The sequence below is a fragment of the Blastococcus sp. CT_GayMR16 genome, assembly GCF_004570875.1.
Lineage (GTDB): Bacteria > Actinomycetota > Actinomycetes > Mycobacteriales > Geodermatophilaceae > Blastococcus_B.
The window spans coordinates 15,770-39,764 of the sequence record NZ_SPQK01000008.1 but is presented as its reverse complement, the minus strand read 5'-3'; the positions used below and the strand labels follow the sequence as shown (position 1 = coordinate 39,764).

Sequence of the window (23,995 nt, the reverse complement as noted above, 5' to 3'; positions counted from 1 at the left end):
GGTGCAATGTGCGGCATCGTGGGTTACGTCGGTCCTCAGGACGCGCGGGACGTCGTCCTGGAAGGGCTGCGCCGGCTCGAGTACCGGGGGTACGACTCGGCGGGCATCGCGGTCGTCGCCGACGGTCGGCTGAGCTCGGCGAAGAAGGCCGGCAAGCTGGCCAACCTGGAGAAGGTGCTGGCCGAGCACCCGTTGCCGCCCGCCACCGTCGGGATCGGCCACACCCGGTGGGCCACGCACGGCGGTCCCACCGATCGCAACGCGCACCCGCACCTGTCCGCCGACGGCTCCGTCGCCGTGATCCACAACGGCATCATCGAGAACTTCGCCGCCCTGCGCGCCGAGTGCGAGGCCGGGGGGGTCGAGTTCCGCTCCGAGACCGACACCGAGGTCGCCGCGCACCTGCTTGCCGCCGCCTACGCCCGGACGCCCGAGGGCCCCGGACGGCTCGCCGAGGCGATGCGCCTGATCTGCCGCCGCCTCGAGGGTGCCTTCACCCTGGTCGCCACCGCCGCGACCGAGCCGGACACGCTCGTCGCCGCCCGGCGCAGCAGCCCCCTCGTGGTCGGCCTCGGCGAGACAGTCGACGGTACTGCTGAGTACTTCCTGGGCTCCGACGTCGCCGCGTTCATCGCGCACACCCGTGAGGCCCGCGAGCTCGGCCAGGACCAGGTCGTCGAGATCGACCGGACCACCGGCCTCACCGTCACGGACTTCTTCGGAGCAGCGGTCGAACCGAAGGCCTACACGGTCGACTGGGACGCCGCCGCCGCCGAGAAGGGCGGATACGACTGGTTCATGCTCAAGGAGATCGCCGAGCAGCCCCAGGCGATCGCCGACACCTTGCTGGGCCGCCTCGGTCCCCAGGGCGAACTCGTGCTCGACGAGGTGCGCCTCTCCGACCAGGAGCTGCGGGACATCGACAAGATCTTCGTCGTCGCCTGCGGCACGGCGTTCCACGCCGGCCTGATCGCCAAGTACGCCATCGAGCACTGGACCCGCATCCCGGTCGAGGTCGAGCTGGCGAGCGAGTTCCGCTACCGCGACCCGGTGCTCGACCGCTCGACGCTGGTCGTCGTCATCAGCCAGTCCGGCGAGACGATGGACACCCTGATGGCGCTGCGTCACGCCAAGGAGCAGAACGCCCGGGTGCTGGCCATCTGCAACGCCAACGGCTCCACGATCCCGCGCGAGTCCGACGCCGTCCTCTACACGCACGCCGGGCCCGAGGTCGCCGTCGCCTCGACCAAGGGCTTCCTCACCCAGGTCGTCGCGTGCTACCTCGTCGGGCTGTTCCTGTCCCAGATCCGCGGCGTCAAGTACGAGGACGAGGTGGCGGCCATCGTCGCCGACCTCCGCCGACTTCCCGAGGCCGTCGCGCAGGTGCTGACGACCATGGAGCCGGTGCGCGAGCTGGCCCGGTCCCTGGCCGACGCGAACACGATCCTCTTCCTCGGCCGCCACGTCGGGTACCCGGTGGCCCTGGAGGGCGCGCTGAAGCTCAAGGAGCTCGCCTACATCCACGCCGAGGGCTTCGCGGCCGGCGAGCTGAAGCACGGCCCGATCGCCGTCGTCGACCAGGGCACGCCGGTGATCATCGTCGTGCCGTCGCCGCGCAGCCGCGAGTCGGTGCACGGCAAGGTCGTCTCCAACATCCAGGAGGTCCGCGCCCGCGGTGCCCTGACGATCGTGATCGCGGAGGAGGGCGACGAGGACGTCGTCCCGTACGCCGACCACCTGATCCGGGTTCCTCGGACGCCGACGCTGCTGGCACCGGTGGTCACCACCGTGCCGCTGCAGGTGCTGGCCTGCGAGATCGCCGACACCCGGGGTCTGGACGTCGATCAGCCGCGGAACCTGGCGAAGAGCGTCACCGTCGAATGAAGGACCCCGACCTCCGGTGATCATCGGGATCGGTATCGACGTCGTGCCGGTCGAGCGGTTCGCCGAGTCGCTCACCCGCACCCCGGGTCTGCGCGACCGGCTGTTCACCGCTGCCGAACAGCGCACCCCGTCGGGCGCGGAACGGTCGGGTGAGTCCCTGGCCGCCCGGTTCGCGGCCAAGGAGGCGCTCGCCAAGGCGCTCGGCGCTCCCGGTGACCTGCACTGGCACGACGCCGAGGTGATGGTCGGCGAGCACGGCCGGCCGCATCTGGAGGTCCGTGGATCGGTCGCCGGCCGGGCCGCCCAGCTCGGCGTCTCCTCCTGGCACATCTCCCTGAGCCACGACGGCGGCATCGCCTCGGCGATGGTGGTGGCGGAGGGCTTCCCGCGGGACAGTGATCTGTGATCGGGCTGTACACGGCCGCGGAGATCCGCGTCGCTGAGGCGCCGGTGCTCGCTGCGACCCCCGACGGCGCTCTCATGCAGCGAGCCGCCACGGGCCTGGCCACGGTGTGCCTGCGGCTGCTCGGCGCGGTGTACGGACGGCGCATCGTGCTTCTCGTCGGCACCGGCAACAACGGCGGCGACGCCCTCTTCGCCGGTACGCACCTCGCACGGCGGGGCGCCCGGGTGAGCGCCCTCCTGCTCGATCCCGACCGGGCCCATCCCGCCGGCCTGTCCGCGCTGCGCCGGGCGCGCGGCCGGGTGCTGGCGGCGGGCACCGACGACGCCGCCGCAGCCATCAGCCGGGCCGACCTGGTGCTCGACGGGATGCTGGGCATCGGCGGCCGCGGCGGTCTGCGCCCGGACGCCGCGGAGCTCGCCCGGCTGGCCGGGGAGTCCGCGGCGCTCACCGTCGCCGTCGACGTCCCCAGCGGCATCGACGCCGACACCGGCGCCGTCGACGGAGCCGCGTTCCCGGCCATGCACACGGTCACCTTCGGCGCGGTGAAACCCGGCCTGGTCGTGGGGGAGGGGCGAGGGTACGCCGGCGAGGTCCACCTGATCGACATCGGCCTGGGTCCCCACCTGCCGTCGCCCACCGCCGTCCGGCTCACCGACGCCGACGTGGCCGCGCGCCTGGTTCCGCCGTCGGCCTCGGACGACAAGTACACGCAGGGCGTGGTCGGGGTCGTCGCCGGCTCGGCCACCTTTCCCGGTGCCGGTGTCCTGTGCACGGGAGCGGCGCTGCGCACGCGGCCCGGCCTGGTCCGGTACGCAGGCACGGCCGCGGACGGCGTCCGCGCGGCGTGGCCGGAGGCCATCGTCACCGACGGCCGACCCGGGGACGCCGGTCGCGTGCAGGCGTGGGTGGTCGGGCCGGGGATGGGCACCGACGACGACGCCCGCAGCGTGCTGACCGAGGTGCTCGGCACCGACGTCCCCGTGGTCGTCGACGCCGATGCCCTGACGATGCTGGCCGAGGATCCGTCGCTGGTGCGCGACCGGTCCGCGCCCACCCTGCTGACCCCGCACGACCGCGAGTTCGCGCGGTTCGGTGCCGAGCCCGGCCCCGACCGGATCGGGGCGGCACGCCGGCTGGCCGCAGACCTGGGCTGCGCCGTCCTCCTCAAGGGCGAGGCCACCGTCGTCGCGGACGCCGCCGGCACGGCGTTCGTCAACGCCACCGGGACGTCCTGGCTGGCCACCGCCGGCACGGGCGACGTCCTGGCCGGGATCGCCGGTGCGCTCCTGGCCACGGGCCTGGACGCGGCGGAGGCCGGTGCGGTGGCCGCCCATCTGCACGGCCGAACCGGCCAGCTGGCCGCCGAGCGCGGGCCGCTGGTGGCCGGCGACCTGATCCGGCGGTTGCCCGACGCGATCGGCCGGGTGCGAGGGGTTCCGGCCCGCCGCCTGGGAGACTCGGGAGCGTGAGCGCCCCCTCAGCACGAGCCGTCCCCCGCGCGGAGGTGGTCGTCGACCTGGATGCGATCGCCGCGAACACCGCGGTGCTCCGCGAGCGGGTCGGCCGTCCCCTCATGGCCGTGGTCAAGGCCGACGGCTACGGCCACGGCCTGCTCCCCGCAGCGCGCGCGGTGCTCGCCGGCGGCGCGGACTTCCTCGGCGTCGCCGTCCTCGAGGAGGCGCTGGCGCTGCGCGCGGGCGGCATCACCGCGCCGCTCCTGGCCTGGCTGCACGGGCCGGGCACCGACTACGCCGCCGCGCTGGATGCCGACGTCGAGGTCTCGGTGAACGCCGACTGGGCGCTGGCGGAGGTTCTGGGGGCGGTCCGCGCGACCGGTCACACCGCCCGGGTGCATCTCAAGGCCGACACCGGGCTCTCCCGGGCGGGGGCGACGCCGGCGGAGTGGCCCGCACTCGTCGGGGCGGCCGCCCGCGCACAGGCCGCCGGCGAGATCGACGTGGTGGGCCTCTGGAGCCACATGATCTACGCCGACGCGCCCACGCATCCCTCGATCACCGCGCAGGTCGGGGTCTTCGAGGAGGCCGTCGCGCTGGCCCGGCGTGCCGGGCTGACCGACGCCCGCCTGCACCTGGCGAACTCGGCGGCCACGGTCGCCCTCCCGAACACCTGGTACGACTTCGTCCGCCCCGGGATCGCGCTGTACGGGTTGGACCCGCTCGGCGGCGACCCCGCCGAGCACGGCCTGCGGCCGGCGATGACGGTGCAGGCCACGGTCGCCCTGGCCAAGCGCGTCCCGGCCGGCTCGGGGGTCTCCTACGGCCACACCTACGTCACCGACCGCGAGACCACGCTCGCCCTCGTCCCGGTCGGCTACGCGGACGGTGTCCCCCGGGCGGGCGGCAACCGGGCGCCGGTCCTGGCCGCGGGCGCGCAGCGGACCATCGCCGGGCGGGTCTGCATGGACCAGTTCGTGCTCGACGTGGGCGACGACGCCGTCGAGGCGGGGGACGAGGTCGTGTTGTGGGGCCCGGGCGACCGCGGCGAGCCCACGGCGCAGCAGTGGGCCGACGCCGTCGACACCATCCACTACGAGCTGGTCACGCGGGTGGGCGGCCGGTTCGCCCGGCGCTACGTCGGCTCGGCAGGGGCGGTCTGATGGCGGCCCGCCCGGCGAAGCGGAACGGCCTGACCGGCGCCGTCTCGCGGCACCCCGCCGCAGGCATCATCGGTGGGCTGGTCGGCCTGGCGGCCGCGGGGACGGCGGTCGGTGTCGCGGTCACCCGGAAGGCGGGCGGCCGGGTGCGGGCCGCCGAGCTGACCGACGAGGTCACCACCGCTACGGAGCAGACGGCCGCGGAACTCCGGACGGACGACCCGCTCGGTTCCGCGTCCCGGACGGCGGACCGGACGGCGGTGGTGCAGACCGACGACGGCGTCCCGCTCGCGGTGGAGGAGATCGGTCCGGCCGATGCGCCGCTGACCGTCGTCTTCGTGCACGGCTACACGCTGTCCATGGCCTCCTGGACCTTCCAGCGCAGGACCCTGGCCGCCGAGCTGGCCACCGCGAACGGCCACCGACCGGCCGCGCGGCTGGTCTTCTACGACCAGCGCGGCCATGGCGCGTCCGGGCGCGGGCACTCCGAGAACTCGACCATCGATCAGCTCGCGCGTGACCTCGACGCGGTCATCGAGGCGCGGGTGCCGCGCGGGCCGGTGGTCCTCGTCGGCCACTCGATGGGCGGGATGACGATCATGGGGCTCGCGTCGGTGAGTCCCGAGCTCTTCGGCCCGAAGGTGGCCGCGGTCGCGCTGATCTCCACGTCCAGCGGCGGCCTGGCCGAGCTGAACTTCGGGCTGCCCGAACTGCTCACCCGCGTCCGGGCCGCCGTCTTCCCGGTGGCGGCCTGGACGATGCGCCGCCGACCGGCCCTCGCCGAGCGGACGCGGCGGATGGCCGCGGACGTCGTGTCGGCCGCGACGCGGTCGCTGTCGTTCGCGTCCGGGAACGTGGACAAGGCGCTGGTCCACTACGTCGACGCGATGATCGCCGGCACCCCCGTCGACGTGATCGCCGAGTTCTACCCGGCGCTCGCGGGGCTGGACGAGACCGGGTCGCTCGAGCCGCTGCGCGCGATCCCGACGCTGGTCCTGACCGGCGACAAGGACCGGATGATCCCCAAGGAGCACAGCGAGCTGATCGTGGGCCAGTTGCCGGACGCGGAGCTCGTGGTCGTCCCGGACGCCGGGCACCTGGTGCTGCTGGAGAAGCCGACCGAAGTGAGTGCTGCCCTCACGGCGATGCTGCGGCGCGTCTCCGCGGAGCAGGGTGCGCGTACCGCCGGCTGAGCCGTGTGCGGGGAACGTAGCCCGGACGTAACCCCGGGGTTCGAGCAGCGGTAACAGGCCAGCGGTTCGCTGTCCGCGACCCGGTGCCACGCCGGGGCGCACCTAGGGTTCCGCTGCCGTCCGGGCGCACGACGGGCGACAGGCCTGGTCCGAGAGGTGCATGCACGGACGTCGTCCGATCTGGCCGGCCCCGTGTTCCACGGCGGGACAAAAGCCCGGGAGGTCGATCGCGGCCGCGCGCGCGGCGCTGTCCCTCCGGAGGCACCGGTGTCCCACTCCCATCCGCACGGTCCGCCGCTGCACGACAACTACGGGCCGGAAGCCCGCTTCGCGGTCGAGGCGGAGGCGCGGCTGCCCACGACGGTCCACGAGCGGGAGATCGCCCGTGGCCTCGAGCTGGGCCTGCAGGGTGCCGACTCCATCGTCGACCGCACCATCCCGACCTTCTCCCGCGGGGAACTGCCGCACTTCGCCGGCATCAACACGTTCCTGAAGGCGCCGTACGTCGAGGACGTCCGTCGGGCGGGCGAGTACGACGTCGCCGTCCTCGGTGTCCCGTTCGACGGCGGCACGACCTACCGCTCGGGCACCCGCTTCGGCCCGCAGGGCATCCGCAAGATCTCCGCGCTCTACGGGCCCTACAGCTTCGAGCTCGGGGTGGACCTCCGGGAGTCGATCACGATCGCCGACCTGGGGGACGTCTTCACCATCCCCGGCAACATCGAGAAGACCTTCGACCAGATCACGAAGGCCGTCAGCCACGTCTACGAGAGCGGGGCCTTCCCGGTCGTCCTGGGCGGCGACCACTCGATCGGCTATCCGACGACCCGCGGTGTCGCGCCGCACCTGAACGGCGGCAACCTCGGGATCATCCACTTCGACCGTCACGTCGACACCCAGGAGACCGACCTCGACGAGCGGATGCACACCACGCCGTGGTTCCACGCCACGGACATCCCGAACGTGCCGGCCAAGAACCTCGTGCAGATCGGCATCGGCGGCTGGCAGGCCCCGCGGCCGGGCGTGAAGGTCGGGCGCGAGCGCGGCACGACGGTCATGACCGTCACCGACTGCGTGGAGATGGGCATCGAGGAGGCCGCGCAGCGGGCGCTCGACGTCGCCTGGGACGGCGCCGAGGCCGTGTGGCTCTCCTTCGACGTCGACTGCCTCGACGCCGCTTTCGTGCCCGGCACCGGATGGCCGGAGCCCGGCGGTTTCCTGCCGCGCGAGGTCCTGAAGTTCATCCAGATCATCGCCGACGCCCGGCCGCTGGCGGGGATCGAGGTCGTCGAGTGCGCCCCGCCCTACGACAACGCCGAGATCACCGCGCTCATCTCGACCCGCATCATCTGCGACACCCTCGGCTGCCTCGTCCGCTCCGGTCACCTGCCGAAGGGCACCACCCGGTGATCCCTTTCCGCACCCTCTCCGCCGTCCCCGAGGAGTTCCTGATGGCTGCCGAGACAACCACTGTCGCCGCTCCGTCGACACACTCGTCCGCCGACGAGAGGACCGACCTCAGCGGCTTCGGCTACCAGCAGGAGCTGCACCGGGGCGTCGGGTACTTCGCCTCCTTCGCCGCCGGCTTCTCCTTCGTCTCGATCCTGACCACGGTGTTCCAGCTCTTCGGGCTGGGCTTCAGCTTCGGCGGCGCGGCGTTCTTCTGGACCTGGCCGGCTGTCTTCGCAGGACAGCTCCTCGTCGCCCTCTGCTTCGCGGAGCTCGCGGCCCGCTATCCCATCTCCGGCTCGATCTTCCAGTGGTCGAGCCGCCTCGCGGGGACCGACTTCGGCTGGTTCACCGGCTGGGTCATGATCGTCGGACAGATCCTCACCGTGGCCACCGCCGCGATCGCCCTCCAGGCCGTGCTGCCCTCCATCTGGTCGGGGTTCCAGCTCATCGGCGGTTCCTCGGCGGACTCGGCGCCGACCAGCCCGACCGGTGCGCAGAACGCCGTCCTCCTGGGGCTGCTCCTTCTCGTCGTCACGACCGTCATCAACATCATCGGCGTCCGCCTCATGGCCATGCTGACGTCGGTCGGCGTCGTGATCGAACTGCTCGGCGTGGCCGCACTCGTGGTCGCGCTCTTCTTCCAGGCCGAGCGCTCACCGTCGGTCGTGCTCACCACGGAGGGCGCCCCCGAAGGCTCCTACCTGCCGCTGTGGCTCGCCTCGTCGCTGATGGCCGCCTACGTCATGGTCGGCTTCGACTCCGCCGGTGAGCTGTCCGAGGAGACGCACCGGCCGCGCCGGACGACGCCGCGGACGATCATCCGGGCGCTCGTCGTGTCCGGGCTCGGCGGAGTCCTGCTGCTCCTGGGCGGCCTCGTCGCAGCCCCCAGCCTCACCGACGGGACGTTGGCGACGGGCGGTCTGGCGGGCGTGCTGACCAGCCAGCTCGGCGGGGTCGGTGGACGCCTCCTGCTGGCCGCCGTCGCCGTCGCCGTGTTCGCCTGCACCCTCGCGGTGCAGACCTCCGGCGCCCGGATGATGTTCTCGATGGCTCGCGAGCGGTCGCTGCCGTTCCACCGGGTCCTCGGCAAGGTCTCGCCCCGCACCGGCACCCCGATCGCCACCTCGCTCGTCGTCGGCGTCGGGGCGGCCATCGCCCTGGCCGTGAACTGGAACCAGAGTGCGGTCTTCACCGCGCTGGCCTCGCTGTGCATCGCGATGCTGTACCTGGCCTACCTCGGGGTCACGCTCCCGCTGCTGCTCAAGCGGCTGCGGCTCCGCCGCTCCGGCGGCCTGGAGTCCGGCATCGCCGAGGACGGCAGGCCGCTGTTCTCCCTCGGCCGGTGGGGCATCGCGATCAATGTGGTCGCCGTCGCCTACCAGGTGGTCATGGTGGTCAACCTGGTCTGGCCGCGCCCGGAGATCTACGACCTGACCGGCGACACGTGGTGGCTGAAGTGGAGTGCGTTGCTGTTCATCGGGCTCACCCTGGTCGTCGGCGCCGTCATCCACTGGCGCAACCGGGTCCGCCACGACGGGGCGATCATGCTCGGCGCACTGCACACGTCCGCCGAGCCGCAGGAGGCGGCGGCGTAGGGCCCGGCCGACGGGCTCGGCGTCCCCGCCTCGTCATCGGCGGCGGGACGGGTTGCGGGGGGCGGTCGGACCGCCCGGCGCCACCCACTCGTTGAAGGTGCCGTGGATGACGTTCGGCGTCCGGGAGGCGGCCTCCGCGGCTTCCGCGGCCGCCTCGATCCGGTTGCTGCTGCGGCTGCCCCGTCGGAACGGGGTCACCGTCCGGGTCGTCGCGAAGATCGCCGCGTGGAACTCGTGATCGGGCAGCCGGTCGGCGCCGCACAGGGCCACCAGCATCGCGTCGGTGTCGGGGGCGATGTCGTCGGCGGGCGGCTGCGCCTCCAGCCGGTGCAGGACCCGCCGTCCCTCGCCGGTGGGGGCGGGCGACGAGCGACCGCCGGACAGGTGCGGGACGAGCCGGTGCGCGTGGCCGAGCAGCCCCTCCCGCTGGAGGCGGCGGGCGACGTCGAGCAGGCGGTCGTCGGTCGCCAGCCGCCAGCGGATCGTGTCCACCGAGCGGTGGCCGGTCGGGCCGACGGCGTCCAGGACGGCGGCCTCGACGGGATGGCGGCGCGACAGCGTGACGGTCGCCAGCTGCCCGGGGCGGTGGATGCGCACGCGCCCGGACTGGATCAACGCGACCAGTGCCGTGTCGACCATCCGATCAGGCCCGCCGGCGAGGCAGGCGATGTCGTAGACGTCGAGGATGCCGGCGTTGCCGGATGCCGTCATGACCGCCGCCCTTCGAGGCGCAGACGTGGGCTGGAGCCGCAGTGAAACGGTCCCACGCCGGGGCGGACGACGGAAGCGGGATTCCGCCGCCCGGTTAGGGTGCCGGGCGTGGCAGCACTCCGACCGCCCCGGCTGGACGCTGCCCCGGACGAGGTCGCCCGCATCGCCGCGGCCGCGCCCGACTGGGCCACGCTGGCCGCGACGGCGCGTTCCTGCGTCGCCTGCCCCGAACTCGCCGCCGTCCGGCAGCACGTCGTCGTCGGCGACGTCCCGGCCTCCGGCCGTCCGCTCGTCGCGTTCGTCGGCGAGGCGCCCGGCGCCACCGAGGACGAGACCGGCCGGCCGTTCGTCGGGAGGTCCGGCGCCCTCCTCGACCAGCTCCTGGCCGAGGCCGGCCTCGACCGTGCCGAGTGCGCAGTCCTCAACGTGGTGAAGTGCCGTCCGCCGGGCAACCGAACGCCGAAGGCCCCCGAGGTGGCGCGGTGCAGCGGCTGGCTGCACCGGCAGATCGACCTCCTGGACCCTCCGGCCATCGTGGCGCTGGGGCTGTCTGCGGCGAAATGGTTCCTCGGGCCGAAGACGGTGCTGGGCCGCGCCCGCGAGCACCCCCACCCGTGGAACGGGCGGGGCCTGTACGTCACCTATCACCCCTCCGCGGCGATCCGGTTCGGACCCAACGGTGCACCGCGCGCGGCGCTGGCGGCCGACCTGCGGCAGGTCGCCCACCTCGTCGGGAAGCGGGATCTCCCGTGAACCGCGAGCACGTCCTGCCGACACCGGAGGACACCCACGCGCTCGGGCGCTCCCTCGCCGAGGTGCTGCGGGCCGGTGATCTCGTCGTCCTGGTCGGGCCGCTGGGAGCCGGCAAGACCGCGCTGACCCAGGGAATCGGTGCGGGCCTCGGCGTCCGCGAGCCGGTCACCTCGCCGACGTTCGTCATCTCCCGCGTCCACAACGGCGGGCGCGTGCCCCTGGTGCACGTCGACGCCTACCGGCTGGGCGGCGTGGCCGACGTCGACGACCTCGACCTCGACGCGTCGACGGACGAGTCGGTCACGGTCGTCGAATGGGGGCAGGGTCTGGTCGAGCGGCTGGCGGAGGAGCACCTGGAGGTGCGGCTCGAGCGGCGGGACGACGACGTCCGGACCGCCGTGCTGGTGCCCCACGGCCCCGGCTGGGAGGAACGCCTCCGGCCGACTCGGTAACGTGGTCGGACGTGCTCGTCCTCGCTCTCGACACCGCCACCCCGACGCTGGTCGCCGGGCTGGCGAACTGGTCGCAGGACGGGGCGACGGAGGTGCTGGCCGAGCGCGCCGTCCCGTCGGGCACCCGGCACGCCGAGCTGCTCACCCCCGCGATCGCCGGCGTCCTGGCCGACGCCGGCCTGACGATGGGGAACCTCGAGGCGGTCGTCACAGGCCTCGGGCCCGGACCCTTCACCGGGCTGCGGGTCGGGGTCGTCACCGCGGCGGCGCTCGCCGACGCCCGGGGCCTGCCGGTGATCGGGGTCTGCTCCCTGGACGCGATCGGCTCCGGCGCTCGCACCGTCGTCACCGACGCCCGGCGCAAGGAGATCTACTGGGCGACCTACGCGGCCGACGGCAGCCGCCTCACCGGCCCCGCCGTCGACAAGCCGGCCGACGTGACCCTGCCGGAGCCCGCGGTCGGGGATCCCGCCTTCGCCGAGCGCCTGGGGATCGCGGTCGCGTCGGCCGATGTGACGACGGCGGGACTGGTGCGCGCCGCTGCGGCCCAGCTCGCCGATCCGTCGTCCGCCGGCCCGCTGGTGCCGCTGTACCTCCGCCGTCCCGACGCCACCCCGCCGACGGCGATCAAGGCGGTGACGAGGGCATGATGGTGCGGCTGCGTGCCATGACGCCCGACGACCTTCCCGGGGTCATGGTGCTGGAGGAGGAGCTCTTCGCCCCGGACACGTGGACGGAGGCGATGTACCGCGACGAGCTCTCCCGCGGCGACACGCGCTTCTACGTCGTGGCCGAGTTCCACCTGGAGGGCGAGGACGACGACGAGGAGGCCGGCACCGGGGCGCCGGTGATGGTCGGTTACGGCGGGCTGATCGCCTACGACGACGAGGCCCACGTCGCCACCCTCGGCGTGACCAAGGCGCTCCAGGGCGAGGGGGTGGGCTCGCTGCTGCTCGACGCGCTGCTCGCCGAGGCCGACAAGCGGAGCCCCGTGGTGCTGCTGGAGGTGCGGGCCGACAACGACGTGGCCCAGCGCCTCTACCAGCGCCGCGGCTTCACCGAGATCGGCCGGCGGCGGGGCTACTACCAGCCCAGCGGCGCCGACGCCGTCGTCATGAAGCGCAAGCGGGTGCGGTCCTTGAGCCGGGCGCCGGGAGGAAACCGTGCCTGAGGAGCCACTGGTCCTGGGCTTCGAGACCTCCTGCGACGAGACCGGCGTCGGCCTCGTGCGCGGCCGCACGCTGCTCGCCGACGCCCTGGCGACCTCGATGGCGGAGCACGAGCGGTTCGGTGGCGTCGTCCCGGAGATCGCGTCGCGCGCGCACCTGGAGGCCATGGTGCCGACGGTGCACCGCGCGCTGGCCGAGGCGGGGGCGACCGTCGACGACGTCGACGCGATCGCGGTGACCTCCGGGCCCGGGCTGACCGGCGCGCTGCTGGTCGGCGTCGCCGCGGCGAAGGCGTACGCGCTGGCGCTCGGGAAGCCGCTGTACGGCGTCAACCACCTGGCCGCGCACGTCGCCGTCGACGAGCTCCAGCACGGCCCGCTGGCCGAGCCGTCGATCGCCCTGCTGGTCTCCGGGGGGCACAGCTCCCTGTTGCTCGTGCCCGACCTCGCGAGGCACGTCGAGTCGCTCGGCCGCACCGTGGACGACGCGGCGGGGGAGGCCTTCGACAAGGTCGCGCGGGTGCTGGGGATGCCGTTCCCGGGTGGCCCGCCGATCGACCGGGCGGCTCGCGAGGGCGACCCCTCGGCGATCGCCTTCCCCCGCGGTCTCACCGGACCGCGCGACGCCCCCTACGACTTCTCGTTCTCCGGGCTGAAGACCGCCGTCGCTCGCTGGGTGGAGGCCCGCGAGCGGGCGGGCGAACCGGTGCCGGTCGCCGATGTCGCCGCGTCGTTCCAGGAGGCGGTGGCCGACGTGCTGACGGCGAAGGCGGTGCGGGCCTGCCGCGACCACGGCGTGGACCACCTCGTGCTCGGCGGGGGGGTGGCGGCCAACTCCCGGCTGCGTGCCCTCGCCGAGGAGCGCTGCGGGAAGGCCGGGATCGTGCTGCGGGTGCCGAGCCCGAAGCTGTGCACAGACAACGGGGCGATGGTCGCCGCGCTCGGCTCACGGCTGGTGGCGGCCGGCGTCGCGCCGTCGGCGCCCGACCTCGGCGCGGACAGCTCGCTGCCGATCGAGACGGTGAGCCGCTGAACGACGATCGTGGGTCCTTCACCCGCTGAGCGGCTCGCAGACCAGCACGGTGGGGGCCCCTGCCACACGGGTGACCACGACGACGGCTGAGCCGGTCCCGGGGCCTCTCAGCTGCCTGGCCAGGGTCTCCGGCTCGATCGGCGAGCCCCGCTTCTTGACGACGACCCGGCCGACCCCGCGCGCCCGGAGCAGGGCCTTCAGCTTCTTGAGGTTGAACGGCAGCACCTCGGTGACCCGGTAGGAGCTGACCCACCGGGAGTCCGCGCGGGAGTCGGAGGTCAGGTACGCGATCGTCGGGTCCACCAGGGTGGCGTCCAGCTCAGCCGCCACGAGGGACATCAGCCCGGACCGGATGAGTGCCGGGTCGGGCTCGTGCAGCCAGCCGCGCACGGGTGCGACCGGCGCCGGGCCCGGGTCCGCGCCGGCCGTCAGCTCGAGCACCGCGCCGTCCCGGACCAGGGTGGCCCGCCGCCAGGTGCGCGACGGCTCCCGCCCCCACAGGAGCGCCTCGACGATCGACCCGCCGACGGACACCCACTCGGCCTCGATCCCGTCCGGCACCCGGTCGTGGTCGAGGCCCGGGGCCACTTTCACCACCGCGGCCGGCACGCGGTCGAGCAGCGCGGTCACGGTGGACCAGGGCGGCGACCAGCGGTCGGGGTCCAACTGCCGGCGCCCACCCGACCGTCTCGCGGGATCCAGGACGGCGGAGTCGCACCCGGCCACCCGGCCGTCCGCGGCTGCGGCCACCAGGTCGACGACGTCGGCGTCGAGCACCTCCACAGCGGTCAGCCCGAGTGCGGCGGTGTTGAGCCGGGTGAGCTCGCGGGCCACCGGGTCGCGGTCGACCGCGACCACCCGCGCGCCGGCCCGGGCCAGGGCCATCGTGTCGGTGCCGGCCGCGCAGCCCAGGTCGGCGACCGACGTCGCGCCGCCGGTCAGGAGCCGGGCGGCGCGACGGTCGGCCAACGCGGGGCGGCCCGCCTGCTCGAGGGCGTCCCCGGTGAACAGCAGCCGCGCGGCTTCGGCACCGAACGAGGCCCGGGCCTTGTCGCGCTGCCTCGCCACACCCCACGCCGGACCGGCGAGGTCCGCGCCCACCTCGGCACGCAGTCGGCTCAGCGCGGTCACCGCGTCGGTCCGGCCGGCCAGCAGTTCGCCAGCCCGGGACAGAGCCGCCGCGCCCTCCGGCGTCGCGAGGGACCGGAGCTGGCGCACCGTCTCGGCGGCCTGCTCGTCGGGTTCCCGGTCCACCGGCCCAGCCTGGTGCACGTCTCGTTACGCCCTGAGAGGGACCCGGTTGAGTGGCTGGCACTCTCGTGGGTAGAGTGCCAACCGACACGGGCTGGCGCCCGACCCCCGCGACGGCGGGTGCCCGGATCCCGTGCCACAGCATTGCAGTACATCCCCAGCCGTCTCATACCGAAGGGGGCGTCACGACGTGACGACCGCTACCAAGGTCAGCATCAAGCCGCTGGAGGACCGTGTCGTGGTCCAGGCCAACGAGGCCGAGACCACCACCGCCTCCGGTCTGGTCATCCCGGACACCGCCAAGGAGAAGCCGCAGGAGGGCACGGTCATCGCCGTGGGCCCCGGCCGCATCGACGACAACGGCAACCGCGTTCCGCTCGACGTGAACGTGGGCGACGTGGTCATCTACTCCAAGTACGGCGGCACCGAGGTCAAGTACGCCGGTGAGGACTACCTCGTCCTCTCGGCCCGCGACCTGCTCGCCGTCGTGGAGAAGTAGAAGGACCCCGTCCTCCTCATCCCTCGCACGCTCGGGACGAGCCTCTAGACGGGGCCGTTCCAGCACCTCACCACCGACCGCCCCGGGCGACCCGATCTCGGGTCCCGGGGCGGTCGTCTTTCCCCGCACCACTGATCGAGAGGTCCGGCATGGCCAAGATCATCAAGTTCAACGAGGACGCCCGGCGCGCCCTCGAGCGCGGCGTCGACAAGCTCGCCGACGCGGTCAAGGTGACGCTCGGCCCACGCGGCCGCAACGTCGTCATCGACAAGAAGTTCGGCGCACCGACGATCACCAACGACGGCGTCACCATCGCCCGCGAGATCGACCTCGACGACCCGTACGAGAACCTCGGCGCGCAGCTGGCCAAGAGCGTCGCCACCAAGACCAACGACGTCGCCGGTGACGGCACCACCACCGCCACCGTCCTCGCCCAGGCGCTCGTCCACGAGGGCATGCGCAACGTCGCCGCCGGCGCGAACCCGATGGCCCTGGGCCGGGGCATGCGCGCCGCCGTCGACGCCGTGCACGCCGCGCTCGACAAGGCTGCCATCCCCGTCTCGGAGCGCTCGGCCATCGCCGGCGTCGCCACCATCTCCGCGCAGGACACCGAGGTCGGTGAGCTGATCGGCGAGGCGTTCGAGCGCGTCGGCAAGGACGGCGTCATCACCGTCGAGGAGAGCAACACGATGTCCACCGAGCTGGACGTCACCGAGGGCGTCCAGTTCGACAAGGGCTACCTGTCCCCGTACTTCGTCACCGACCAGGAGTCGATGGAGGGCGTCCTCGACGACGCCCTGGTGCTGCTCGTGCAGGGAAAGATCGGCGCGCTCGCCGACCTGCTCCCGCTGCTGGAGAAGGTGCTGTCGCGCGGCGGCCAGCCGCTGCTGATCGTGGCCGAGGACGTCGAGGGCGAGGCGCTGTCGACCCTCGTCGTCAACTCCATCCGCAAGACGATCAAGGTCATCGCGGTGAAGTCGCCGTACTTCGGTGACCGCCGCAAGGCGTTCATGGCCGACCTCGCCGTGGTCACCGGTGGCCAGGTCGTCAGCGAGGACGTCGGGCTGTCCCTGGACTCCGTCGGCCTCGAGGTGCTCGGCACCGCCCGGCGGGTCACCGTCGACAAGGAGACGACCACGATCGTCGACGGCGGCGGCACCTCCGAGGGGATCGGCGACCGCGTCGCCCAGATCAAGCGCGAGATCGAGTCCACCGACTCCGACTGGGACCGCGAGAAGCTCCAGGAGCGGCTGGCGAAGCTCGCCGGCGGCATCGGCGTCATCCGGGTCGGCGCCGCCACCGAGGTGGAGCTCAAGGAGCGCAAGCACCGCATCGAGGACGCCATCGCCGCCACCCGCGCGGCTGTCGAGGAGGGCGTGATCCCCGGCGGCGGTTCCGCGCTGGTGCACACCGCCGCGGCGATCGACGCGCTCGACCTGAGCGGTGACGAGCTCACCGGCGCCCGCGCGGTGCGCACGGCGCTCGACGCGCCCCTTGCCCGGATCGCGGAGAACGCCGGCTTCGAGGGCCGCGTCGTGGTCAACAAGGTCCGCGAGCTCGGCGCCGGTCAGGGCTTCAACGCCGCGACCGGTGAGTACGGCGACCTGGCCGCTCAGGGCGTCATCGACCCGGTCAAGGTCACCAAGGCCGCGCTCGGCAATGCCGCCTCCATCGCGGCGATGGTGCTCACCACCGACTCCGCCGTCGTGGAGAAGCCGGCCGAGGAGGAGCACGAGCACGCAGGTGCCGGGCACCACACCCACGGTCACTCGCACGGCGGGCACGGCCACAGCCACTGAACGAGGCGGCCCCCGCACGGGGGGCCGGGAACGACAGAGAGGGCCGGTCCAGATCAACTGGACCGGCCCTCTCTGTGCCTCGCTCTGCTCCGACGTCGGCGCCGTCTCAGGTCAGACACCGACGCCGAGTCGTCAGACCCCCGCGGCGACTGCTGCCGGCTCGGCCGCGATCAGCCGCGCCCGCTCTTCCTCACTCATCCCACCCCAGACCCCGTACGGCTCGCGAACCGACAGCGCGTGCTTGAGGCACGCATCGAGTACCGGGCACCGGGCGCACACGGCCTTGGCCGCCGTCTGCCGCCTGGCGCGTGCCGGGCCACGCTCGCCGTCGGGGTGGAAGAAGAGGGACGTGTTCTCGCCACGGCATGCGCCGTGGAGCTGCCAGTCCCAGACCTCGGCGACGGGTGTCGGGAGCCTGCGAATGTCGGCCATCTCTCCTCCAGGGCTCTGCGAGCCGGAGGGGGCTGTCCGGCTGCTGCAAGGCCCCGGTGCCCGAGCCCTGACATGGTCAAACACGTCGCGATCGCAACTTTTTGCTTCGAGTTGCGAAATCGCGCTCCTCACCCCCGGGGGTGAGGGCGGGTGTTGTAGCCCGATCGTGTCGATCAAGCTCGGAACAGGTCGTGCCGGAACCGGGAGGGGGAGAAACCCGATTCCGCGCCGCGACCCGTGCAGCGGTGGGGGCTCCCCGGTTCCGGAGGGCCCCCACCGACGCACCGCCGGCCGGGTGTTCCCCGGTCGGTCGGGACCCGGCGGCTCGTTCACCGGGGAGAGCGAGGAGCAGGCCTTGATCGACGACAGGATGCGCGGCCCTGGACACGGCACCACCACCGTCTGGGTGTACGACGAGCGGCGACGCGTCCGGGACGACGTCGCCTCCCGCCTGGTCGCCCTGCCCTTCGTCGGCCGGGTCGAGGTGGTGGCTGACGCCGCCTCCCTCATGTCCCGGCTGGCCACCCGCACGCCCGACGTGCTGATCGTCGGCACCCAGCGGGCCGTCGACACCGGCCTGAGTGCCGCGACCCAGGCCCTGCGGGCCTACCCGGGTCTGCCGGTGCTCGTGCTCGGTGCGCCGGACGACGCCGAGAGCGTCCGCGCCGCCGTCGCCTTCGGTGCCCGCGGTTACCTCCGGTGGGACGCCAGCCCGATCGAGATGGGCCTGGGCCTGTCCCGCCTCGGCCTCCGCGCCGAGGGCGGCCGCATCCCGCAGCAGGTCGGCTCCGTGCCGGCCTGGAGCGGTGCCGCCCCCCTGGCCGGTTCCGCGCCGACCACGGTGCGCTCGACCGTCCGTGAGGCCACCCCGCCCGCCGCGCTCTCGATGCGCGAGATGCAGGTGCTGACCGGCATGAGCCAGGGCAAGAGCAACGCCCAGATCGGGCGCGAGCTCTACCTGTCCGAGGACACCATCAAGACCCACGCCCGCCGGCTGTTCCGCAAGCTCGGCGCCAAGGACCGCGCCGAGGCCGTCGCGACGGGTTTCCGCCGCGGCATCATGACCTGAGGCTCGTTCCCACCGATGTACGCCTGAGGGCGGTTCTCCCACCTGGGGGAACCGCCCTCACGCGTACGCGGGCTGACGGCGTCAATGGTCGCTCGCGACCGGGTTGTCGCGTACGGGGAGGGCGGCGGCCTGCGCGACGACGTGGTCGACGAGGCCGTACGCCAGCGCCTCGTCGGAGGTGAACCAGCGGTCGCGGTCGGAGTCCTTCTCGATCTGGGCCACGGTCTGCCCGGAGTGCTGCGACTGCAGTTCGTTGAGCTCGCGCTAGAGTCGGCCGAAGAGGTCGGCCTGGATGGCGATGTCCGACTGCGTGCCCCCGACGCCGGCCGAGGGCTGATGCATCATGATCCGCGTGTGGGGCAGCGCGAATCGCTTGCCCGGCGTACCGCAGGTGAGCAGGAACTGCCCCATCGAAGCGGCCATGCCCATGCCGTAGGTGGCGACGTCGCAGTCGATGAACTGCATCGTGTCGTACACCGCCATCCCGGCGCTGACGGAGCCGCCCGGTGAATTGATGTAGAGATGGATGTCGCGGCGGGGATCGTCGGCCGACAGCAGCAGCATCTGGGCGGCGAGCTGATTGGCGATGACGTCGTCGACCTCGCTGCCGAGGAAGATGATCCGCTCCCCGAGCAGCCGTTCGTAGACGGAGTCCTTCAGACTCCCCGGCGAGACACCCCCGTCCAGCAGTCGTGTGGTCTCGCTGGTGGACGCATCGGGGTGCATGGTTTCAGACCTCCGCAGAGCAGGGATTGACGTCGCGGAAAGTCTGGCGGGAATGGTCGGAAAAAGCGCCGCGGAATGGCGCATTGCGCTGACTGCGCAATTGTTGCGCCAGTCGCGAAAGCGCGTTGACAGGTGTCGAGCGGTCAGGGCGGCACGTGGCCGCGTGTGGTCCGGAGGACGAGAGGTCTAGTCGTCGCGGGCGTGGCGGCCGCCGGCCGCGCCGTGCTGGCCGCTGGGCTCGTCCTGCTCGGCCGTCGCGGCAACCCCGTCGGCGTATCCGCTGGCGTAGTCCCAGCTGACGTAGTCGTCGGGATCGGGGTCGAACGGCGGCTCGTGCCGGCCGGTCTGCCCCTCCTCCAGCAGCTGCTGGAGGTTGGCCTGCATGAGGGCCCAGTCGACGTGGTGCTCCTCGTCGCAGTCGGGGCAGTCCACGACGATGCCCTTGATGCCGGTCGGTTCCAGGAGCGTGCGGAACACCTCGAGCTCGGCCAGGTCGTCGAGGACGCCGGCTCGCTCCTCCATGGTGAGCGGGGGAGGACCGGTGGGGTCGCCGGGCCCGAAGTCGGGTCCGGAGGCGTCGTCGAACGGAGTCACGCCCTCCACGGTAACGGCCGAACAGGCGGAGCACCGTGCCATCTGCACCGCCGCCTACGATCGGGTGCGGTCTTCCGGCGCCCGGCGGGTGCCGACCGGAGTCCTACGCGATCAGCTGAAGGGTGGCCGTGCACATGCAGCCTGACGACCGAGCCCAGGAGCTGCCGGCGAAGTTCGCCCCGCTCGGGCTCACCTACGACGACGTCCTGCTCATCCCGGGCGCGTCCGACATCGTCCCGGCCGAGGTGGACACCAGCACCCGGCTCACCCGCCGCATCCGTCTGGCCGTGCCCCTGGTCTCCAGCGCCATGGACACGGTGACCGAGGCGCGGATGGCGATCGCGATGGCCCGCGTCGGCGGCGTCGGCATCCTGCACCGCAACCTGGCCGCCGAGGAGCAGGCCGGCCAGGTGGACCTCGTGAAGCGGTCCGAGGCCGGCATGGTCACCAACCCGATCACCTGCTCGCCGGACAACACCCTCGCCGAGGTCGACGCGCTCTCGGGCCGGTACCGGATCTCCGGTGCCCCCGTCGTGGACGCCGACGGCGTGCTCCTCGGCATCGTCACCAACCGCGACATGCGCTTCGAGACCGACCAGCACGTGCTCGTCCGTGACGTGATGACGCCGATGCCGCTGGTGACCGCGCCGGTCGGCGTCGACCCGGACCAGGCGCTCGAGCTGCTGAAGCGGCACAAGATCGAGAAGCTGCCCCTCGTCGACGGCGCGGGCCGGCTGCGCGGCCTGATCACGGTCAAGGACTTCGTCAAGCGCGACCAGTACCCCCACGCCACCAAGGACGACGACGGCCGGCTCGTCGTCGGCGCCGCCCTGGGCGTGGGCGAGGACGCCTACAAGCGCGCCGGGCTGCTCGTGGAGGCCGGCGTCGACGTGCTGATCGTCGACACCGCGCACGGCCACCAGCTCGCGGTCCTCGACATGGTCGCCCGGGTGAAGAAGGACTTCGGCGGGGACGCCGGGGTCGAGGTCATCGGCGGGAACGTCGCGACGCGGGCCGGTGCGCAGGCACTGATCGACGCCGGGGTGGATGCGGTGAAGGTGGGCGTCGGGCCCGGCTCCATCTGCACCACCCGGGTCGTGGCCGGCGTCGGCGTCCCGCAGGTCAGCGCGATCTACGAGGCATGGCTCGCCGCGGGTCCGGCGGGGGTGCCGGTCATCGCCGACGGCGGCCTGCAGTACTCCGGTGACATCGCCAAGGCCCTCGTGGCCGGCGCCGACACCGTGATGATCGGCGGCCTGTTCGCCGGGGTCGAGGAGGCTCCGGGCGAACTCGTCTTCGTCAACGGCAAGCAGTACAAGACCTACCGGGGCATGGGCTCGCTCGGCGCGATGCAGAAGCGCGGCAACCAGTCGTTCAGCCGCGACCGCTACTTCGCCGACGACGTCCTCTCCGACGACAAGCTCGTCCCCGAGGGCATCGAGGGCCAGGTGCCCTACCGCGGCCTGCTCGCCGGGGTGGCCCACCAGCTCGTCGGCGGCCTGCGGGCCTCGATGGGATACGCCGGAGCCGCGACGATCACGGACCTGAAGGAGCGCGGACAGCTGACCCGGATCACGTCGGCGGGACTCGTCGAGAGCCACCCCCACGACATTCACATGACCGTCGAGGCACCGAACTACAGGGGTCGCTGACATGAGTGCACGCGACACCGTCGAGATCGGCCTCAACCGGTTCGCCCGCCGTGGCTACGACCTGGACGACGTCTCCATCGTCCCGTCCCGCCGCACCCGCGACGTCGACGACGTCTCCACCGCCTGGCAGATCGATGCCTTCCGGTTCGACATCCCGCTGATCACCAGTCCGTCGGACGCGGTGGTCAGCCCGGCGACTGCGGTCGCGGTCGGCAACGCCGGAGGGCTCGGCGTCCTCAACGCCGAAGGTCTGTGGACCCGCTACGAGGACCCGGAGCCCGTCTACCGGAAGCTGCGTGACGCCGCGGGCAGCGGCGCCCCGTCGGTGGCCCTGCTCCAGCAGGTCTACTGCGAGCCGGTGAAGCCCGAGCTCATCACCGCCCGGATCAAGGAGATGCGGGACGCCGGCGTCACCACGGCCGTGCGCGTCTCGCCGCAGCACACCGAACAGCTCGCGCCGGCAGCGCTGGCCGCGGGTGTCGACCTCCTGGTCATCCAGGGGACGATCGTGTCCGCCGAACACGTCACCACCCAGGGCGACGCGCTCAACCTCAAGCAGTTCATCGCTGACCTCGACGTCCCCGTGATCGTCGGCGGCGCGGCCAACTACACGACCGCGCTGCACCTCATGCGCACCGGCGCGGCCGGCGTGATCGTCGGCGTCGGCGCCGACAGCTTCTCCACGGGTGACGCCGTCCTGGGCATCCGCGTGCCGCTGGCCAGCGCCATCGCCGACGCCGCGGCCGCCCGCCGCGACTACCTCGACGAGACCGGCGGGCGGTACGTGCACGTCATCGCCAACGGCCGGATCGAGACCAGCGGCGCGATCGCCCGCGCCCTGGCCTGCGGCGCCGACGCCGTCCAGCTCGGGGAGCCGCTGCGGATCGCCGCCGAGGTACCCGGCGGCGGCATCTGGTGGGACTCCGTGGCGGCCCATCCCCGGCTGCCGCGCGGCGGCGCCTCGGCGCCGGTGCCCCCGGTGGGGTCGCTGGAGCAGGTGCTGCTCGGCCCCGCGGAGACCTCCGACGGACGCACCAACCTCTTCGGTGCGCTCGCCCGGACGATGGCGAAGACGGGCTACCGGGACCTCAAGGAGTTCCAGCGGGTGGACCTGGTCATCGGTGGAGCGATCGGCGACGAGAGCCGTTGATGGACTTCCCGACCGTCCTCGTCGTCGACTTCGGTGCCCAGTACGCGCAGCTGATCGCCCGGCGGATCCGCGAGGCCGGCGTCTACTCGGAGATCGTCTCGTCCGACGTCCCCGCCGAGGAGATCGTCGCCCGCAAGCCGGCCGCCATCGTGCTGTCCGGCGGCCCGTCGAGCGTCTATGCCCCCGGTGCCCCGCAGGTCGACGCCACGCTGTTCGAGTCCGGCGTCCCGGCGTTCGGCATCTGCTACGGGTTCCAGGCCATGGCGCAGAGCCTCGGCGGAACGGTCGCCCACACCGGCGACCGCGAGTACGGCGGGACGCCGCTGACGCTCACCACCGGGGGCCGGCTGTTCGGCTCACTGCCGATCGAGCAGAGCGTCTGGATGAGCCACGGGGACGCCGTCAGCGAGGCGCCCCCCGGGTTCACCGTCACCGCGACCTCGACCGGTGCGCCGGTCGCCGCGTTCGAGGACGTCGACCGCAAGCTCGCCGGGGTGCAGTTCCACCCCGAGGTGCGGCACACCGCGCACGGGCAGACGGTGCTCGAGCACTTCCTCTTCGACATCGCCGGGCTCGAGCCGACCTGGACGATGGCCAACGTCGTCGAGGAGCAGGTCGAGCGGATCCGCGCCCAGATCGGCGAGGGCCGCGCCCTGTGCGCCCTGTCCGGCGGTGTGGACTCCGCCGTCGCGGCCGCGCTGGTGCAGCGCGCGATCGGCGACCGGCTCACCTGCGTCTACGTCGACCACGGGCTGATGCGCGAGGGCGAGACCGAGCAGATCGAGCGGGACTTCGTCGCCGTCACCGGGGTCGACCTGCGGGTGGTCGACGCCCGCGAGCAGTTCCTGACCGCTCTGGCCGGGGTCTCCGACCCCGAGGAGAAGCGCAAGATCATCGGCCGGGAGTTCATCCGGGTCTTCGAGCAGGCCGCCCTCGACGTCGTCGGCGACGCGAAGGAGCACGGCGACACCCTCGACTTCCTCGTGCAGGGGACGCTCTACCCCGACGTCGTCGAGTCCGGCGGCGGCAGCGGGACGGCGAACATCAAGAGCCACCACAACGTCGGCGGGCTGCCCGAGGACCTCCAGTTCACGCTGGTCGAGCCGCTCCGGACGCTGTTCAAGGACGAGGTCCGCGAGGTCGGCATCCAGCTCGGGCTGCCCGAGGCGATGGTGTGGCGCCAGCCGTTCCCGGGCCCCGGCCTCGGCATCCGGATCGTCGGCGCCGTGACCCAGGAGCGGCTGGACATCCTGCGCAAGGCCGACGCGATCGTCCGGGCCGAGCTCACCGCCGCGAAGCTGGACCGCGAGATCTGGCAGTGCCCCGTCGTGCTGCTCGCCGACGTCCGGTCGGTCGGCGTCCAGGGGGACGGCCGCACGTACGGGCACCCGATCGTGCTGCGGCCGGTGTCCAGCGAGGACGCGATGACCGCCGACTGGACGCGGCTGCCCTACGACGTGCTGGCGAAGATCTCCACCCGGATCACCAACGAGGTGCCCGAGGTCAACCGGGTGACCCTCGACGTGACCAGCAAGCCGCCGGGCACCATCGAGTGGGAATGA

The 23,995-nt window shown here is 72.9% G+C and carries 22 protein-coding genes and 1 pseudogene; 18 read left to right on the top strand and 5 right to left on the bottom strand.

What is annotated here, in order from left to right; translation table 11 throughout:
• The first annotated feature begins 6 nt into the window (after positions 1 to 6).
• The 7 genes from glmS (at position 7) to E4P38_RS10835 (ending at position 9,144) form a co-directional block, all read left to right on the top strand.
• Positions 7 to 1,884, top strand: coding sequence for a glutamine--fructose-6-phosphate transaminase (isomerizing) (gene glmS / locus E4P38_RS10865; protein WP_135131836.1), 1,878 nt, complete (start codon positions 7 to 9; stop codon positions 1,882 to 1,884).
• Between the two features lie 16 nt (positions 1,885 to 1,900).
• Complete coding sequence (locus E4P38_RS10860; RefSeq protein ID WP_135131835.1) at positions 1,901 to 2,290, top strand: holo-ACP synthase; 390 nt, start codon at positions 1,901 to 1,903, stop codon at positions 2,288 to 2,290.
• Positions 2,287 to 3,759 (top strand): NAD(P)H-hydrate dehydratase, encoded by a 1,473-nt coding sequence (locus E4P38_RS10855; RefSeq protein ID WP_135131834.1) that lies wholly within the window; start codon positions 2,287 to 2,289, stop codon positions 3,757 to 3,759. Before E4P38_RS10860 ends, E4P38_RS10855 begins: the two co-directional genes overlap by 4 nt.
• A complete protein-coding gene (alr, locus tag E4P38_RS10850) occupies positions 3,756 to 4,907 on the top strand; it encodes an alanine racemase (protein WP_135131833.1) in 1,152 nt (383 codons plus the stop codon). Before E4P38_RS10855 ends, alr begins: the two co-directional genes overlap by 4 nt.
• Positions 4,907 to 6,097 carry an alpha/beta hydrolase gene (locus tag E4P38_RS10845; RefSeq protein ID WP_135131832.1) on the top strand — a complete coding sequence of 397 codons (1,191 nt, stop codon included), beginning with the start codon at positions 4,907 to 4,909 and terminating at the stop codon, positions 6,095 to 6,097. The genes alr and E4P38_RS10845 overlap by 1 nt, the downstream gene beginning before the upstream one ends.
• Before the next feature lie 267 nt (positions 6,098 to 6,364).
• A complete protein-coding gene (locus E4P38_RS10840) occupies positions 6,365 to 7,507 on the top strand; it encodes an agmatinase family protein (protein ID WP_135131831.1) in 1,143 nt (380 codons plus the stop codon).
• Between the two features lie 41 nt (positions 7,508 to 7,548).
• Complete coding sequence (locus tag E4P38_RS10835; protein ID WP_135131830.1) at positions 7,549 to 9,144, top strand: amino acid permease; 1,596 nt, start codon at positions 7,549 to 7,551, stop codon at positions 9,142 to 9,144.
• A 33-nt stretch (positions 9,145 to 9,177) separates the two neighbouring features.
• On the opposite strand, the gene E4P38_RS10830 is transcribed toward E4P38_RS10835, so the two are convergent.
• Positions 9,178 to 9,897, bottom strand: coding sequence for a TIGR04222 domain-containing membrane protein (locus E4P38_RS10830; protein ID WP_280791073.1), 720 nt, complete (start codon positions 9,895 to 9,897; stop codon positions 9,178 to 9,180).
• A 66-nt stretch (positions 9,898 to 9,963) separates the two neighbouring features.
• On the opposite strand from E4P38_RS10830, the gene E4P38_RS10825 reads away from it, so the two are divergent.
• From E4P38_RS10825 to tsaD, 5 genes are read left to right on the top strand one after another with little or no spacing between them, the layout of a single operon-like run.
• Complete coding sequence (locus E4P38_RS10825; RefSeq protein WP_135131828.1) at positions 9,964 to 10,608, top strand: uracil-DNA glycosylase; 645 nt, start codon at positions 9,964 to 9,966, stop codon at positions 10,606 to 10,608.
• Positions 10,605 to 11,060: a tRNA (adenosine(37)-N6)-threonylcarbamoyltransferase complex ATPase subunit type 1 TsaE gene (gene tsaE, locus E4P38_RS10820; protein ID WP_135131827.1), complete on the top strand. Its 456-nt coding sequence runs from the start codon at positions 10,605 to 10,607 to the stop codon at positions 11,058 to 11,060. The genes E4P38_RS10825 and tsaE overlap by 4 nt, the downstream gene beginning before the upstream one ends.
• 11 nt (positions 11,061 to 11,071) lie before the next feature.
• Entirely contained in the window at positions 11,072 to 11,710 is a 639-nt protein-coding gene (tsaB, locus tag E4P38_RS10815) for a tRNA (adenosine(37)-N6)-threonylcarbamoyltransferase complex dimerization subunit type 1 TsaB (protein ID WP_135131826.1), read from the top strand.
• On the top strand, positions 11,710 to 12,231 hold the full coding sequence (gene rimI, locus E4P38_RS10810) for a ribosomal protein S18-alanine N-acetyltransferase (RefSeq protein WP_245160943.1): 522 nt from the start codon (positions 11,710 to 11,712) through the stop codon (positions 12,229 to 12,231). Before tsaB ends, rimI begins: the two co-directional genes overlap by 1 nt.
• Positions 12,224 to 13,261, top strand: coding sequence for a tRNA (adenosine(37)-N6)-threonylcarbamoyltransferase complex transferase subunit TsaD (gene tsaD / locus E4P38_RS10805; protein WP_135131824.1), 1,038 nt, complete (start codon positions 12,224 to 12,226; stop codon positions 13,259 to 13,261). Before rimI ends, tsaD begins: the two co-directional genes overlap by 8 nt.
• 18 nt (positions 13,262 to 13,279) lie before the next feature.
• Here tsaD and E4P38_RS10800 read toward each other — a convergent pair whose 3' ends face one another.
• Positions 13,280 to 14,515 carry a methyltransferase domain-containing protein gene (locus E4P38_RS10800; protein WP_135131823.1) on the bottom strand — a complete coding sequence of 412 codons (1,236 nt, stop codon included), beginning with the start codon at positions 14,513 to 14,515 and terminating at the stop codon, positions 13,280 to 13,282.
• Positions 14,516 to 14,702: 187 nt separating this feature from the next.
• Here E4P38_RS10800 and groES point away from each other — a divergent pair, with 187 nt between their 5' ends.
• A complete protein-coding gene (groES, locus tag E4P38_RS10795; RefSeq protein ID WP_135131822.1) occupies positions 14,703 to 15,011 on the top strand; it encodes a co-chaperone GroES in 309 nt (102 codons plus the stop codon).
• 149 nt (positions 15,012 to 15,160) lie between these two features.
• Positions 15,161 to 16,810 carry a chaperonin GroEL gene (gene groL / locus E4P38_RS10790; RefSeq protein ID WP_135131821.1) on the top strand — a complete coding sequence of 550 codons (1,650 nt, stop codon included), beginning with the start codon at positions 15,161 to 15,163 and terminating at the stop codon, positions 16,808 to 16,810.
• A 132-nt stretch (positions 16,811 to 16,942) separates the two neighbouring features.
• Here the strand turns inward: groL and E4P38_RS10785 are convergent, their stop codons facing one another.
• The gene (locus tag E4P38_RS10785; protein ID WP_089337042.1) at positions 16,943 to 17,242 is read right to left on the bottom strand and encodes a WhiB family transcriptional regulator; all 300 of its coding nucleotides are present in this window, start codon (positions 17,240 to 17,242) and stop codon (positions 16,943 to 16,945) included.
• Between the two features lie 370 nt (positions 17,243 to 17,612).
• Between E4P38_RS10785 and E4P38_RS10780 the strand changes: the two genes are divergently transcribed.
• The gene (locus E4P38_RS10780; RefSeq protein WP_167760533.1) at positions 17,613 to 18,311 is read left to right on the top strand and encodes a response regulator transcription factor; all 699 of its coding nucleotides are present in this window, start codon (positions 17,613 to 17,615) and stop codon (positions 18,309 to 18,311) included.
• Between the two features lie 81 nt (positions 18,312 to 18,392).
• On the opposite strand, the pseudogene E4P38_RS10775 reads toward E4P38_RS10780, so the two are convergent.
• A pseudogene (locus E4P38_RS10775) lies at positions 18,393 to 19,037 on the bottom strand (ATP-dependent Clp protease proteolytic subunit).
• A 186-nt stretch (positions 19,038 to 19,223) separates the two neighbouring features.
• Positions 19,224 to 19,631, bottom strand: coding sequence for a DUF5319 family protein (locus E4P38_RS10770; protein ID WP_135131819.1), 408 nt, complete (start codon positions 19,629 to 19,631; stop codon positions 19,224 to 19,226).
• A 134-nt stretch (positions 19,632 to 19,765) separates the two neighbouring features.
• On the opposite strand from E4P38_RS10770, the gene guaB reads away from it, so the two are divergent.
• The 3 genes from guaB to guaA are packed head-to-tail and all read left to right on the top strand — an operon-like array spanning position 19,766 to position 23,995.
• Positions 19,766 to 21,283: an IMP dehydrogenase gene (guaB, locus tag E4P38_RS10765; protein ID WP_135131818.1), complete on the top strand. Its 1,518-nt coding sequence runs from the start codon at positions 19,766 to 19,768 to the stop codon at positions 21,281 to 21,283.
• 1 nt (position 21,284) lies between these two features.
• Positions 21,285 to 22,433 carry a GuaB3 family IMP dehydrogenase-related protein gene (locus E4P38_RS10760; protein WP_135131817.1) on the top strand — a complete coding sequence of 383 codons (1,149 nt, stop codon included), beginning with the start codon at positions 21,285 to 21,287 and terminating at the stop codon, positions 22,431 to 22,433.
• Complete coding sequence (guaA, locus tag E4P38_RS10755) at positions 22,433 to 23,995, top strand: glutamine-hydrolyzing GMP synthase (RefSeq protein ID WP_135131816.1); 1,563 nt, start codon at positions 22,433 to 22,435, stop codon at positions 23,993 to 23,995. Before E4P38_RS10760 ends, guaA begins: the two co-directional genes overlap by 1 nt.

Bases quoted from the DNA above. Each gene is read 5' to 3' on its own strand.
- glmS (WP_135131836.1), top strand. From the start codon at position 7: ATGTGCGGCATCGTGGGTTACGTCGGTCCTCAGGACGCGCGGGACGTC.
- E4P38_RS10845 (WP_135131832.1), top strand. From the start codon at position 4,907: ATGGCGGCCCGCCCGGCGAAGCGGAACGGCCTGACCGGCGCCGTCTCG.
- E4P38_RS10835 (WP_135131830.1), top strand. From the start codon at position 7,549: ATGGCTGCCGAGACAACCACTGTCGCCGCTCCGTCGACACACTCGTCC.
- rimI (WP_245160943.1), top strand. From the start codon at position 11,710: ATGGTGCGGCTGCGTGCCATGACGCCCGACGACCTTCCCGGGGTCATG.
- groL (WP_135131821.1), top strand. From the start codon at position 15,161: ATGGCCAAGATCATCAAGTTCAACGAGGACGCCCGGCGCGCCCTCGAG.
- E4P38_RS10785 (WP_089337042.1), bottom strand. From the start codon at position 17,242: ATGGCCGACATTCGCAGGCTCCCGACACCCGTCGCCGAGGTCTGGGAC.
- E4P38_RS10780 (WP_167760533.1), top strand. From the start codon at position 17,613: ATGCGCGGCCCTGGACACGGCACCACCACCGTCTGGGTGTACGACGAG.
- guaB (WP_135131818.1), top strand. From the start codon at position 19,766: ATGCAGCCTGACGACCGAGCCCAGGAGCTGCCGGCGAAGTTCGCCCCG.
- E4P38_RS10760 (WP_135131817.1), top strand. From the start codon at position 21,285: ATGAGTGCACGCGACACCGTCGAGATCGGCCTCAACCGGTTCGCCCGC.
- guaA (WP_135131816.1), top strand. From the start codon at position 22,433: ATGGACTTCCCGACCGTCCTCGTCGTCGACTTCGGTGCCCAGTACGCG.